Annotated in this window: 15 protein-coding genes; 10 read left to right on the top strand and 5 right to left on the bottom strand. The window is 65.0% G+C overall.

From position 1 onward, the window contains the following. The first annotated feature begins 62 nt into the window (after window positions 1-62). Window positions 63-620: a LuxR C-terminal-related transcriptional regulator gene (locus ACLV74_RS08390; RefSeq protein ID WP_411878922.1), complete on the top strand. Its 558-nt coding sequence runs from the start codon at window positions 63-65 to the stop codon at window positions 618-620. Here ACLV74_RS08390 and ACLV74_RS08385 read toward each other — a convergent pair. Next, window positions 617-2,050 (bottom strand): protein kinase domain-containing protein, encoded by a 1,434-nt coding sequence (locus tag ACLV74_RS08385; RefSeq protein ID WP_411878921.1) that lies wholly within the window; start codon window positions 2,048-2,050, stop codon window positions 617-619. The two genes, ACLV74_RS08390 and ACLV74_RS08385, sit on opposite strands and share 4 nt — an antisense overlap. After that, the gene (locus ACLV74_RS08380) at window positions 2,047-2,799 is read right to left on the bottom strand and encodes a metallophosphoesterase family protein (RefSeq protein WP_411878920.1); all 753 of its coding nucleotides are present in this window, start codon (window positions 2,797-2,799) and stop codon (window positions 2,047-2,049) included. Before ACLV74_RS08380 ends, ACLV74_RS08385 begins: the two co-directional genes overlap by 4 nt. A 145-nt stretch (window positions 2,800-2,944) precedes the next feature. Here ACLV74_RS08380 and ACLV74_RS08375 point away from each other — a divergent pair, with 145 nt between their 5' ends. Together ACLV74_RS08375 and ACLV74_RS08370 are read left to right on the top strand one after the other, a co-directional pair. Further along, the gene (locus tag ACLV74_RS08375; RefSeq protein ID WP_411878919.1) at window positions 2,945-3,451 is read left to right on the top strand and encodes a DUF1993 family protein; all 507 of its coding nucleotides are present in this window, start codon (window positions 2,945-2,947) and stop codon (window positions 3,449-3,451) included. Between the two features lie 4 nt (window positions 3,452-3,455). Continuing rightward, on the top strand, window positions 3,456-3,935 hold the full coding sequence (locus ACLV74_RS08370) for a GNAT family N-acetyltransferase (RefSeq protein WP_411878918.1): 480 nt from the start codon (window positions 3,456-3,458) through the stop codon (window positions 3,933-3,935). Between the two features lie 6 nt (window positions 3,936-3,941). On the opposite strand, the gene ACLV74_RS08365 is transcribed toward ACLV74_RS08370, so the two are convergent. Beyond that, window positions 3,942-4,310, bottom strand: a complete 369-nt coding sequence (locus ACLV74_RS08365) for an HPF/RaiA family ribosome-associated protein (RefSeq protein ID WP_411878917.1) — start codon at window positions 4,308-4,310, stop codon at window positions 3,942-3,944. 188 nt (window positions 4,311-4,498) lie between these two features. Further along, window positions 4,499-5,401, bottom strand: coding sequence for a LysR family transcriptional regulator (locus ACLV74_RS08360; protein WP_411878916.1), 903 nt, complete (start codon window positions 5,399-5,401; stop codon window positions 4,499-4,501). 114 nt (window positions 5,402-5,515) lie between these two features. Between ACLV74_RS08360 and ACLV74_RS08355 the strand changes: the two genes are divergently transcribed. After that, window positions 5,516-6,541, top strand: a complete 1,026-nt coding sequence (locus tag ACLV74_RS08355) for a zinc-binding alcohol dehydrogenase family protein (protein WP_411878915.1) — start codon at window positions 5,516-5,518, stop codon at window positions 6,539-6,541. A 161-nt stretch (window positions 6,542-6,702) separates the two neighbouring features. On the opposite strand, the gene ACLV74_RS08350 is transcribed toward ACLV74_RS08355, so the two are convergent. Continuing rightward, entirely contained in the window at window positions 6,703-7,518 is an 816-nt protein-coding gene (locus ACLV74_RS08350) for an IclR family transcriptional regulator C-terminal domain-containing protein (RefSeq protein WP_411878914.1), read from the bottom strand. Between the two features lie 168 nt (window positions 7,519-7,686). On the opposite strand from ACLV74_RS08350, the gene ACLV74_RS08345 reads away from it, so the two are divergent. From ACLV74_RS08345 to ACLV74_RS08320, 6 genes are all read left to right on the top strand, one after another. Then, complete coding sequence (locus ACLV74_RS08345) at window positions 7,687-8,649, top strand: shikimate dehydrogenase family protein (protein WP_411878913.1); 963 nt, start codon at window positions 7,687-7,689, stop codon at window positions 8,647-8,649. A 35-nt stretch (window positions 8,650-8,684) separates the two neighbouring features. Further along, entirely contained in the window at window positions 8,685-9,833 is a 1,149-nt protein-coding gene (locus tag ACLV74_RS08340) for an ABC transporter substrate-binding protein (RefSeq protein WP_411878912.1), read from the top strand. A 107-nt stretch (window positions 9,834-9,940) separates the two neighbouring features. After that, window positions 9,941-10,816 (top strand): branched-chain amino acid ABC transporter permease, encoded by an 876-nt coding sequence (locus ACLV74_RS08335; RefSeq protein ID WP_411878911.1) that lies wholly within the window; start codon window positions 9,941-9,943, stop codon window positions 10,814-10,816. Next, window positions 10,813-11,826, top strand: coding sequence for a branched-chain amino acid ABC transporter permease (locus ACLV74_RS08330; protein WP_411878910.1), 1,014 nt, complete (start codon window positions 10,813-10,815; stop codon window positions 11,824-11,826). The genes ACLV74_RS08335 and ACLV74_RS08330 overlap by 4 nt, the downstream gene beginning before the upstream one ends. Then, the gene (locus ACLV74_RS08325) at window positions 11,823-12,581 is read left to right on the top strand and encodes an ABC transporter ATP-binding protein (protein WP_411878909.1); all 759 of its coding nucleotides are present in this window, start codon (window positions 11,823-11,825) and stop codon (window positions 12,579-12,581) included. Before ACLV74_RS08330 ends, ACLV74_RS08325 begins: the two co-directional genes overlap by 4 nt. A 1-nt stretch (window position 12,582) precedes the next feature. Then, on the top strand, window positions 12,583-13,347 hold the full coding sequence (locus tag ACLV74_RS08320; protein ID WP_411878908.1) for an ABC transporter ATP-binding protein: 765 nt from the start codon (window positions 12,583-12,585) through the stop codon (window positions 13,345-13,347). The last annotated feature ends 6 nt before the right edge of the window (window positions 13,348-13,353 follow it).

The following is a 13,353-nucleotide window of genomic DNA, read 5'->3' as shown; positions in this document are numbered from 1 at the left end:
CTTCAGCAATCCATTACGATACTACTTATCAAGTTACGTAGTTTTCCCTAAAGGTAAGTACTGTGGAAGTCGATTACCAGCTCGCATTCGACTTGGCGCCGGTGGGACTGGTGCTGTCCCGCAACCGCTCGATTGTGGACTGCAACCAGCATTTGTGCGAGATGTTCGGCGCCACGCGCGAACAGCTCGCCGGCCAGTCCTTCCTGATCCTCTACCCCAGCGTGGACGAGTACGAGCGCATAGGCGCGCGCATGATCCCCATCCTGAATGCCAAAGGCCTGTACTCCGACGACCGCATCATGAAGCGCGTGGACGGCCGCAACAAGGGCGAGACCTTCTGGTGCCACGTCACCGGCCGCGCGCTCAACCGCAGCGCGCCGCACGAGGCCGGCATCTGGACCTTTGAAGACCTGAGTTCACGCCGCCCCGTCACGGCCGAGCTCACCGCGCGCGAACGCGAAGTGGCCGCCCACCTGATGGACGGCATGACCTCCAAGGAAATCGGCCGCGCGCTCATCATCAGCCACCGCACCGTCGAGATTTACCGCGCGCGGCTGATGCGCAAGTACAAGGCGTCCACCACGGCCGACCTGGTGCACAAGCTGATGGCAGGCTCCTAGGCTTCCCTCGCCAGCCGGTCGAACGGCAGCGCCTGCTTGACCAGGATCACCGTGCAGGGCGCCGCCATCGCGACCTTGATCGGCACGGTCGCCAGCAGGCGCTGCATCTGCAGGCCGTGCGTCGCCGCTCCCATGACGATGATGCCGACCTGGTTGCCCCGGGCATAGTGCAGCAGCGCCTGCGCGACGTCGCCTGATTCAATGACGTGGAAGGACAGCGTGCGGCTGTCCAGGCCCAGCGGCTGGGCCCACTGACTGAGCATGCCCAGGTAGCGCCTGTGCACCGTGGTTTCGCTCGTCTGCGTGTCGTGGCCCGCCGCCTGCCCGGGGTCTATCACGGTCACGCAGGCCAGCCGGGCGCCGGGCGCCGTGCCCAGCACGCGCATCACCGCGCGCCGCAGCGAATACAGCGTGGCGTCGCTCACATCCAGGTGAGGCACGGCCGCCATGACGATGGGCGCCGCGTCGATCTGCCGCGACGGCAGCGCGCTGGGCTGGTAATCCTTGCCCGCCGCGCGCAGCCAGCGTTTGAAGTGCGGCCAGAAGCCGGTGGCCCGCAGGCGCCGCCCCAGTTCCGTCACGGCGATCTGGGCCGGGTCCGACAGGTCCAGCGCCAGATGCGCGGCCGAGGCATAGCGCCGGCCTGCTTCGCCCTGCAGGCAATGCAGGATCACCTCCTGCAGCCACTCGGGCACCTCCGGCCGCAACGCGCGCGGCGGCACCGGGTCCATCCACAGGCGTTGCCGCAGGCCGCCGCGGGTTTGCGGGTTGCCAAAAGGCAACTCGCGTGTGGCCAATTCGTACAGCATCACGCCGACGGCAAAGATATCGCTGCGCGGATCGCCCCGCACGCCCACCACCTGCTCCGGGGCCATCCAGGCGGGCGAGCCGACGGCGGGGCGCAATTCCTCTGCCAGCAGGTCCGGGTAATGCGCATGGCAGGACAGCCCGAAGTCCAGCAGCACCACGCTGCCGCCCGCGCGCAGCAGCACGTTCGCCGGCTTCAGGTCCAGGTGGCAGGCATCCTGCAGGTGCAGGCTGTGCACCGCCTGGGCCATGGCCGCACCCAGCCGGGCGATGTCCTGCGCGGGCAGCGGCCCCTCGGTGTCGTCCAGCAGTTGTTGCAGCGTCCGGCCGGGCACGTACTCCATCACCAGGTAGGGCAGTTTTTCCAGGTCTCCCGCCGCCACGAACCGCGGCACGTGCGGCCCCGTCAATGCCGACAGCAACTGCAACTCGACCTCGAAGCCCACGATGTTTTCCGCGCCGTCGCCGGCCGTCATGCGCGGCACCTTCATCGCCATGGGGAAAGGCGCGGTTCGCGACGGATCGGCATACCCCACCTGGTAGATATGCGCCATGCCGCCGGCATGCAGGCATTCACCGACGACAAAGCCGTCGACCACAGTGCCGGGCGCCATCAGCTTCACAGGCCTGCCTCCAGCCGCTCGGCGAAATAGGCGGGCAATCCCGCCGCGCGTATATCGGCCGCGGCGGCCAGGTGGTCGTAGGCCACGCGGTGAAAAGTCAATTCGGCCCGGGCGGCGTCGAACAGCGCATACATGGCCCGGGTGTTGCCGTCGCGCGGCTGGCCCACCGAACCCACGGTGGCGATCCATCGCCGGTGCTGCGGCACCGGGATGGGCACACCCGGCGTGGGCTCAAAGCGCATCAGCCCCTGCCCCGCACCCCGGAAATAAAGCGTCTGCGCATGCACGTGGCCGCAAAACACATAACGCACGGCGGGGTTGAGGCAGGCGGCGTCCAGGCTGGCTTCGGCGCGGCGCTCGTTGTCGACATAGTGCCAGCGCTCGGGCGCGTCTGCACTGGCGTGCACCAGCAGCGCCGTATCGATGGCGGCGGTCAACGGCAGCGCCGCCAGGAAATCCAGCGCATCCTTGTCCAGCCGCTCGTGCGTCCAGGCGGCGCCGCTCTGGTCGAGCGAGAGCGCCTGGGCGGGCGGCGCAACGGCGTACTCATCGTGGTTGCCCTTGAGCACGATGGCGCCCTCGCCCGCCAGGCCGCGGATGCGCCGCACCACCTCCGCCGGTTGCGCGCCATAGCCCACCAGGTCTCCCAGCACGGCCAGCCGGCCGGCGCCCTGCGCGGCGGCGTGGGCCAGGCAAGCCTCCAGCGCGCGCAGGTTGGCGTGCACATCCGACAGCAGGGCGATTTTCATGGGTTCAACGTGAAGTCATCAATGGAGCGCGAAACACGCTTTTCGCAAGTTTGCACCATGCCAGCAAGATTTTCGCAACAGGAACAAAATCGGGGCCGGCGTTTCCGGCGCCGCCCCGAACACCCTCCAACCCCAGAAAGTTTTTATGCCGCTGACCCTTTACCAGGCTTCCATTCCCGTCTTTATCCGCGGCTTCACCAACCTGTCGGCCGTGCTCGAAAAAGCCAAAGCGCATGCAGAAGCGAACAAGGTCGACCTCTCCACTTATGTCAATGCCCGCCTGGCGCCCGACATGTACCCGCTCTCGGGCCAGGTCCAGGGCGCGAGCGACGCCGCCAAGTTCGGCGCGGCGCGCCTGGCGGGCGTCACCCCGCCCAGCTTTGCCGACACCGAAACCACGTTCGAAGAACTGCAGGCCCGCATCGCCAAAACGGTGGATTTCCTCAAGACCGTGAACGAAGCGCAGATCAATGCGCGCGCCGGCGGCACCGTGACGCTCAAGGTCCGCGGCAAGGAAATGAATTTCGAGTGCGAGCCGTATTTGCTGAACTTCGTGCTGCCCAACCTCTTCTTCCATCTGACCACGGCGTATGCCATCCTGCGCAACCAGGGCGTGCCACTGGGCAAGATGGATTACCTCGGAAGTTTTTAAACGCATGCGGATCAGGGCTTACAGCGACAAGGATCTCGCCGCCGTTGCACAGCTTTTCACCGATGCGATCCATGGCCTGGCTGTCACTCACTATGACGAAGCGCAACGCAAGGCCTGGGCGCCGCAGCCGCCCGACCTGGGCATCTGGGAAAGGCGACTGAAGCCGCTCAAAGTGCTGCTGGCGCAGGATGCGCAGAACAGCGAGGCGCTGCTGGGGTTTGTCGGTTATGAAGAAGACGGCCACATCGACCTGATGTTCACCTCGCCGCTGGCGGCGCGGCGCGGCGTGGCCTCGCAGCTGCTGGGCCGCGCTGAGGCCGCCTTGCGCGAACTCGGCGTTGCCAGGCTTTACACCGAAGCCAGCCTGCTGGGCCGGCCGTTTTTTGCGCGCCAGGGCTTCACCGTGAAAGAAGAACAGCACATCGAGTTGCGCGGCGCGCAGTTCCGCCGCTTTGCGATGGTCAAGGCGCTGGAAAAAACTTGAACCGGCTTACAGCGTGCCGCCTTCGGGCTCGGGTTCGCGCCGTATGGTGTCGCGGTCGCGGTGATGGTCGCGCAGTTTTCCCAGGGTGTGGTCCAGCACGCGCTTGAGCTTGTCGCTCGCGCCGCGAAACGCCAGGTCCTGGTTGGGCGCCTGGTGGTTGACGGCCAGCGGGTCGTGGTGCGCCAGGCGCGCCTCCATCACGCAGCGCTTCTGGTCGGGGCTGGTCTTGTCCCCGTTCTCGTCGCTCATGTGCACCTCTATGCGCGTGATGTCGCCCTTGAAGCGGCTCAGTGATTCATGCAGTTCGTCGCTGGCCCAGCGCTCGAAGGATTCGCCGGTGTGCATCGTGTGCTTGGAATTGACCTGGATTTGCATGGAGTTTTTCCTTTCAGGATTTGCAGCGCGGGGGCCTGCGGGCCGGGCTGCCTTTGCGATCCGCCAGGGTGGCGGCTGAAAATTCATTGTGCGCGCAAGCGCGATGCAGGTCTGTAGTCCTGAACGCAACCCTTGGGTAAGGGCGGGTTTGAAGGCTTTGCTTGCCAACAAAGACACCCGGTTGCAAACTAGGTCCTGGCCAGTGCCCCGCAACGTCCCTCGATAAACTCCCGCAGCAACCGCAGCCCCGGCGTCAATTGCCGCCGCCCCGGTAACACCATGTACATGGGCGAGGCTTCCGTTTGCCACTCAGTGCACAGCGCCACCAGTCGGCCCGCGGCCAGGTCCGCCGTCACATCCAGCCGCGATTTGTAGATGATGCCGCGGCCGGCCAGCGCCCACAGGCGCACCACGTCGCCGTCATTCGCGACGTTGCCGCCGCCGGCGCGCACCGTGACTTCCTCGCCGTCGCGCCAGAACTTCCAGCGGTCATACACATCCTCACCGAGCATGAAGCACAGGCAGCTGTGCCCGGCCACGGCCTGCGGCGTTTCGGGCGTGCCGCGCGCTTTCAGGTAAGCGGGCGATGCGCACAGCACGCGGCGATTCGTCAGGTGCACTGGTAGCGCCAGCATGCTCGACTCGGGCGGCTCGCCCTGTCGGAAGGCGGCATCGACCAGGTCGCTGTAGACGTTGGTGACGCGGTCCGACAAATGCAGCCGGTACTGGATGCCGGGGTGCAGTTGCTGGAACTCTTCCAGCCAGGGCAGCAAAAGGTTGCGGCCGAAATCCGAAGGCGCGGCCAATTGCAGCACACCGCTGACCTGCTGCCGGCCGCTGGCCAGTTCCAGCTGCGCATCGCGCAAGGCGGCCAAGGCAGGCCGGCAATGCGCGAGGAAGACCTCGCCTTCGCGCGTGAGGCGCAGGCTGCGCGTGGAGCGCACAAACAGGGGCGCCTGCAACTCTTGCTCCAGCCGCTTGAGGGCGGCGCTGGCGGCGGCCGGCGTCAGGTCCAGGCTGCGGGCGGTGGCCGACAGGCTGCCCGAATCCACGGTGCGGACAAAGATTTCCAGGTCCTGGAGGGCTTTCATTTACAAATTTTATTTGTAAATGCCTTCAATTGGTGGCTTGTTTATCTTGATTTTCAAAGGCTCTACAGTTCAGGCATTGCTTTTTGATCAAACTTGACCCGCAAAGGAAACACCATGAAAGCCATTGGCTACATCGAGGCCCACGCATTGAACGCCCCAGGCCAGGCCGGCCTTACCGACATCACCCTGCCCGACCCGACGCCCGCGGGCCACGACGTGCTGGTCGAGGTCAAGGCGGTGTCGGTGAACCCGGTGGACACCAAAGTGCGCGCCAGCGCGGCCCGCAGCGCCGGCCCCGATTACAAGGTGCTGGGCTATGACGCCAGCGGCGTCGTGCGCGCCGTCGGCCCCGAGGTCACGCTGTTCAAGGCCGGCGACAAGGTCTGGTACGCGGGCTCCATCGCCCGGCCCGGCACCAACAGCGAACTGCACCTGGTCGATGAACGCATCGTCGGCCGCATGCCGCAAAGCCTGGGCTTTGCCGAGGCCGCCGCCCTGCCGCTGACCAGCATCACCGCCTGGGAAATGCTGTTCGACCGCCTCGGCATCGCGCCAGGCAAAACACCGAACAACAAAACACTGCTGATCATCGGCGCCTCGGGCGGTGTCGGCTCCATCATGACGCAGCTGGCCACGCGCCTGACCTCGCTCACCGTCATCGGCACGGCCTCACGGCCCGAAACGCAGGCCTGGGTGAAGGAACTCGGCGCCCACCACGTCATCGACCACAGCCGGCCGATTGCCGAAGAGCTCAAGCGCATCGGCATTCCCGCGGTGGACTACATCGTGGGCCTCACGCAAACCGACAGCCACCTGGCGCAGATCGCCGAAGCCATCGCACCGCAAGGCAAGTTCGGCCTGATCGACGACCCGGTGAACTTCGACATCACACTGTTCAAGCGCAAGAGCGCCTCCATCCACTGGGAATTGATGTTCACCCGGCCCCTGTTCGGCACGCCCGACATGGTGGCGCAGCACCGCCTGCTCAACGAGGTGGCCCAGCTCGTCGATTCGGGTTTGATCCGCACGACCTTGACGCAGACCTTTGGTGCGATCAATGCGGCGAATTTGCGGCGGGCGCACGAGTTGGTTGAGTCCGGCAAGGCGCGCGGGAAGCTAGTGTTGGAGGGATGGGTTTAATTTTTTTTGTCCTTGCCGGACGGGCTGGATTTTTCGCAGTCTTTGCTTGTTCTTCGAGGGTTCTCTTTGCTGAGGCTTGCTGGCCGGGCCACTCCCGGCCAGCAAGCCTCAGCTGAAAACACGCCTTAAGAACAAGAACCGCCCCAGCCCGACGGGCAAGGTCAAATCAAGTTCCTCATCGCCTGCGCCGTCTCGCGCAAAACCGACAAAACCCTCCCCGCCGCCTCTTCGCTCGACTCATGCCCCATGGGCATGGTGACACTGAGCGCCCCCACCACGTCGCCATGCCGGTCGCGCAGCGGCACGGCGATGCCGCGGTAGTTCAGCTCCAGCTGCTGTTCGGAAATCGCCCAGCCCTGCGCGCGCACGCGGGCCAGTTCGACGCGCAGGCGCTCCTTGCTGGCGATGGTGAAGGAGGTGTAGGCCTTGAGTTCGTGGCCGGCGAACCAGTTTTCCAGCCATGCTGGTTCGCGCATGGACAGCATCAGCATGCCGGCGGCGGTGACCTGGGCCTGCACGCGCGAACCCAGCACGTAGCCGGTGTTCATCGCGCGGCTGGAGCCGTTGCGCGCGATGTAGACGATGTCGTCGCCGTCCATCACGCTGACATACGCGCTCTCCTGGGTGCCGGCTGTCACGCGCTGCAAAAAAGGCTGGACGATGCGCGGCAGGCGGGCCGATTCGAGGTAGGACTGGCCCAGCCTGAGCACGCGCGGCGTGAGCCAGAAGAGTTTGCCGTCGCCGGCGACGTAGCCGAGATGCTCCAGCGTCAGCAGGTAGCGGCGCGCGGCGGTACGCGTCATGCCGCAACGCGCACCGGCCTGGCTGGCGGTCAGGCGTGGGTTGGCGTCGTCGAAACACTCAATGATGGACAAGCCTTTTTCAAGGCCGGCGATCCAGTCGCGCTTGTCGAGGGCGGGCGGGCTGGGTGCCTGCAGGGCATCGGGCTGCGGGAGATGGTGAACGGCTGTCGTCATAGGTCAAACCCTTGTTTCGTTCGATTGCCGATCATTATTGATCGATGATCGAACAAATATCAAGAATATTGCTTTGAAATCGGTGTGGAGATCGATAAAGTTCGCTCCCACTACCGCCGATTAATCGATGATCGAACAATTCGGCGAAACAACAAGGCGAACTTCGACATGCTTCCCACCGTCCAGGGCAATACCGATGTCTACCTGATTCCCGGCGATCCGGTGGAGCAGGTCAGGGCACCGGATGTGTTCAACCTGATCTTCAAAACCCTGGGCATCAATGCCGTGCTGGTGCCGGTGCATGTGGCGGCGGGCGACATCGAAACCTTTGTGCGTGCCGCCTTCCTGGCGAAGAACATCAAGGGCATGTTCCTGGCCATTCCCCACAAATCGCTGGTGATGGGCCTGCTGTCGCACTGCAACGACTACGGCCGCGTGGCCGGCGCCGTCAACGGCATACGCCGCAACCCCGACGGCACACTCGAAGGCGGGTTGTTTGACGGCAAGGGTTTTGTGTCTTCACTCGACTACTTCGGCGTGCCCTACGCCGGCAGGCGCGTGCTGGTGCTGGGCGCAGGCGGCGGCGCTTCGGCCATTGCCGCCTCGCTGGCGATTGCCGGCAAGCGCGCGCCCGCCGAGATCTCGCTTTACGACCCGGTGCCGGGCAAGGCCGAAGCGATCGCGGCGCATATCGCCTCGGCGCCGCAGGCCTCCGGCACGCGTGTGCTGGCAGCCGCAGGCAGCGATCCTTCGGGCTACGACCTCGTCGTGAATGCCTCACCGCTCGGAATGCAGGCCGCCGATCCGATGCCCTGCGATGTCGCGCGCCTGGCGCCGCATGCGGCGGTCATCGACATCCTCATGAAGAACCAGCCCACGCCTTTCGTGCGCGCGGTGCGCGGCCGCGGGCTGGTGGCCCAGCCGGGTTTTGAAATGCTGATCCAGCAGGCGCCGGATTACCTGGAATTTTTCGGCTACACCGAGGCGGCCGAAGCGGTGCGCCGCGACGCGACTTTCATCCGCGAGCATTTGTACCCGGCCGCGATGGCGGGTGAAATCCGGCGCATCCCGGCGGACGGCCGGGCGCCGGTGTCCGGGGCGGACGCAAGTGCGCCGTTGAGCGCCCTTTGACCGGCTGCATTGATTTTTAACCAGAGGAGACAAACATGAAAAAACGATTCGCCCTTCAATTGATAGCCGCCTGCGCGCTGGCCATGGGCGCCACGGCCGGCTTCGCGCAAGACGTGATCAAGATCGCGAACATTGTCGAGTTGTCCGGCGGCGGCGCCACGGCCGGCACCAACTTCAAGAACGGGGTGGAACTGGCCGTCAAGGAAATCAACGCCTCCGGCGGCATCCTGGGCAAGAAGATACAGACCACCACCACCGACACGCAAAGCAACCCGGGCATCGCCAAGGGCCTGACGCAAAAAGCCATCGACAACGACGTGTTCGCCATCTTCGGCCCGGTGTTCTCCGGCTCCATCATGGTCAGCATGGCCGAGTCGCGCCGCGCCGAGGTGCCCAATTTCACCGGCGGCGAGGCTTCCAGCATCACCGAGCAGGGCAACCCCTACGTGTTCCGCACCAGCTTCACGCAGGCCGACGCCATGCCCAAGGTGGCGCGCTACATCAACCAGCAGGCCAAGCTCAAGAGCATCGCCATCATTTACGTGAACAACGACTTCGGCAAGGGCGGCCTGGACGCCATCAAGAAGGCGCTGGCCAAGACCGACACCAAGGTCGTCGCTGAAATCTCCAGCGAATCCGGCCAGGTGGACTTCTCGGCCGCCGTGCTGCGCGCCAAGCAAAGCAATGCCGACGGCCTGTTCGCCTATTCCAACGAGGAAGAGTCCGCGCGCCTGCTGCGCGAGCTGCGCAAGCAGGGCTGGACCAAGCCGGTGATCGGCGAAACCACGCTGACCGGCCAGAAGGTCATCGAACTCGCGGGCGACGCCGCCAACGGCGCCGTGGCGCACGTGGGCCTCACGGTCGACGCGCCGCAGCCGGCGATTCGCGCCTTCCGCGCCAAGTTCGAGAAGGAATACAAATACGTCTCCGACCACAACGGCATGAAAGGCTATTCGGGCATTTACGTGCTGAAGGCCGCGATTGAAAAAGTCGGCAAGCTGGACCGCAAGGCCGTGGCCGCGGCCCTGCATACGCTGAAGGTGAAGGCCGCCGACCAGCCCGGCGTGCTGATGGACGTGTCCTTCGACAGCAAGGGCGACCTGGACCGTGAAAGCTTCATGATCGAGGTGAAGAACGGCAAGCAGGAAGTGGTGGCCATCCTGCCGGCGCTGGGCAAGAAGTAAGGCACGGGCGGGCGCCGGTGCCATGCCGCGATGGCGGCACGGCACCGGCCTCCTCTGTCTTCTGTCTTCTGTCGCTGTCTTCTTTCAAACTCCACGCACGCACTGCCATGACGGATTTTCTGCAACTCTTTTTCTCGGGCCTGGCCACCGGCAGCATCTATGCGCTGGCGGCCCTGGGCTTTACCTTGCTGTGGCAGGCGTCGGGCACCATCAATTTCGCCCAGGGCGAATTCGTGATGCTGCCGGCTTTCATGATGCTGGGCTTCATCTCGCTGGGCGCCCCCATGCTGGTGAGTTTTGTGCTGACCGCGCTGCTGGCGGTGCTGGTGCTGGGCTGGCTGTTCAAGCGCGGCGTGGTGGACCCATTGTTCAAGTACGGCATGATGCCCATCGTCGTGGCCACCATAGGCCTGTCGATCGCCATGCGCAACGGCGTGCGCGCCGGCTACAGCGCCGAGGCGCATCCCTTTGCCAGCCTGTTCCCCGACAGGCTGTTCAACATCGCCGGCGTCACCGTGACCCTGCAGGACATCGGCACCTTCGTGCTGGCGCTGGTGGTGGTGATGGCCACGCAGGCCTTCCTCGCCAAAACCGTGACGGGCCGCGCCATGCAGGCCGTCGCGCAGAACACCGAAAGCGCCTCCGTGCTCGGCATCAACGTGCCGCGCATGATTTTTTACACCTTCGCCATCAACGCCGTGCTGGCGGTGGTGGCCGCGCTGCTGGTCACGCCGACCTACCTTGCCAAGTTCGACATGGGCGAGGGCCTGGGCACCAAGGCGTTTTTCGCGGCCATCATTGGCGGCTTCAACAACTCGCGCGGCGCGCTGCTGGGCGGGCTCATCGTGGGCGTCTGCGAGAACCTGGCCTCGGCCTACATCTCGCCGGCCTACAAGGACGCGGTGGCGCTGGTTATTTTCATGGTCGTGATCCTGTTCAAGCCGCAGGGCCTGCTCGGCAAAAAAGAGGAGCGCAAGGTATGAAGCGGCCCGGCAACATTTCCCTGGTGCTGGCCGCGCTCTCCGCGCTGCTGGTGCTGGTGGCGCCGCAGTTCCTCAAGAACTACGGCATCTACCTGCTGACCTACTGGCTGGTGTTCATCATTGCCACCATGGGGCTGAACCTGACCATCGGCTACGCGGGCCAGAAGTCGCTGGGCCATGCGGCCTTCTTCGGCATAGGCGCCTACACCGTGGCGATTTTGATGAAAGCCGGCTTCAGCTTCTGGCTGGGCCTGCCGGCCGCCGCGCTGATCTGCTTCATCGTCGGGCTGATCCTGGGCTTTCCGGCGCTGCGCGTGCAGGCGATTTATCTGGCCTTCGCCACGCTGGGCTTCAACACCGCGATCTGGCTGGTGATGCGCAACGAAGAATGGCTCACGGGCGGCACTTTCGGCATCAACAACATCGCGCGGCCGTCGCTCCTGGGCTATTCGCTGGAAGGCAACCTTGCTTACTACTACTTCGTGCTGGCGGTCACCGTGCTGCTGGCGGGCCTGCTGTGGGGCCTGCTGCGCTCGCCCTGGGGCAAGGCCTTCACCGCCCTGCGCGACAACCCGATACGCGCCGAAAGCCTGGGCGTGAACATCCGCAACTACACGCTGCTGAGTTTTGCCATAGGCGCGGTGTATGCGGGCATCGCCGGCGCGCTGTTCGCCTCGCTGGTGCAATTCATCGAGCCGGGGCCCTTCAACGTGGCGGCGTCCATCATGCTGTATTTGATGGTGGTGGTCGGCGGGGCGGGATATTTCCTCGGGCCGGTGGTCGGCGCCGCCGTGGGTGTGGTGCTGCCTGAATGGCTGCGCGACGTGCCCGGCGTGTCTAACTGGTATCTGCCGATGTTCGGTGCCTCGGTGGTTGTGCTGATGGTGTGGCTGCCCGACGGACTGCTCAGCATTCCCACCCGCATCCGCGACCGGCGCGCGGCGCGTGAAGCCTCGGCCGCGCGCAGCGCCGCGGCAGCAGCGGCCGGCCGTGCGGGGGTGTCGTCATGAGCGGCGCCTTGCTCAAGGTCAGCGGGTTGAAAAAATCCTACGGCGCCATCCAGGCCGTGGCGGGTGTGTCCTTTGAAGTGATGCCGGGCGAGATCTTCGGTGTCATCGGGCCCAACGGCTCGGGCAAGACCACCATGTTCAACAGCGTGCTGGGGCAGATTTCGCCCAACGAGGGCTCCATAGAACTGAACGGGCGGAACATCACCGGCCTGTCGCCGCTGGAACTGAGCCGGCGCGGCGTCGGTCGCACCTTCCAGACCCTGCAGGTCTTCGGCAAGATGACGGTGCGCGACAACCTCATCGTCGCCGCGCAGGAACACAAGGGCAGCATGTTCAGCCGCATGTTCGCGCCGGGCGATTCGGGCCTGGGCGGCAAGGCTGACGCGCTGATCGACCAGTTCCGCATACGCCACGTGGCCGACAAGCTGGCCGGCACGCTGAGCTACGGCCAGCAAAAACTCGTGGACATCGCCATGGCCTTTATGGCCGAGCCCGACCTGGTGCTGCTCGACGAGCCCTGCGCCGGCGTGAACCCCAGCCTGGTGGGCGGCATCTCCTCGCTGCTCAAGGAACTCAACCAGAACCCGAAGTTCGGCCGCAAGAGCTCTTTTGTGGTGATCGAGCACAACATGGATTTTGTGATGGACCTGTGCCACCGCATCATGGTGATGGTCGAAGGGCGCGTGATGGCCATAGGAACACCGGCGGAAATTCGCGCCAACAGGGAAGTGCTGGACGCTTACCTCGGGAACTGACATGGCAAACGACATCTGCATCGAATTCGACGACGTGGTCGCGGGCTACAAGGACTTCATGATCCTCAACAACCTGTCCTTCAAGGTCAGGCGCGGCTCCATCACCTTGCTGCTGGGCCCCAACGGCGCGGGCAAGTCCACGGTACTCAAAACATTGTTCGGCCTGCTCAAGCCGCGCCAGGGCCGCATCCTGCTGGACGGTGCGGACATCTCAGGCGCCAGCCAGAAAGAGCTGCTGGCCAGGGGCATCGCCTTTGTGCCGCAGGGCCGCAACCTGTTTGGGCAACTGACCGTGTTCCAGAACCTGGAGCTGGGCGGCATCACGCTGGGCACCAAGACCACACACGAACGCATTCCCGAAGTGCTGGAGTTTTTCCCGCGCGTGAAGGAGCGCTTGCATTCGCAGGCCTCGGCGCTGTCGGGCGGCGAGCAAAAGCAGCTTGAGATCGGCCGCGCGCTGCTGCTGCGGCCCAAGGTGCTGCTGATCGACGAGCCCTCCATAGGCCTGTCGCCCATGGTGGTGCAGGACGTGTTCAAGCTGCTGCAAAGGCTGGCGGCCCAGGGCACGACGGTGCTGATGGTGGAGCAGAACGTCAAGAGCGCGCTCAAGATATCCGACGACGCCATCGCGCTGGAGTCGGGCCAGCTGGTGCTGCACAAGCCGGCCGCGCAGCTGCTGGCCGACCCCAACATCGAACGCCTGTTCCTGGGCGGCGGCCACGCGCCGGGCGCGGCCGTGGCGCCGGCCGCCGCGCAGATCCCTTGAACCGGA

The sequence above is a fragment of the Polaromonas sp. YR568 genome, assembly GCF_943369415.1.
GTDB lineage: Bacteria > Pseudomonadota > Gammaproteobacteria > Burkholderiales > Burkholderiaceae_C > Polaromonas.
Note: the sequence above shows the minus strand (reverse complement) of the source record. Positions and strands in the feature narration are given on the sequence as shown.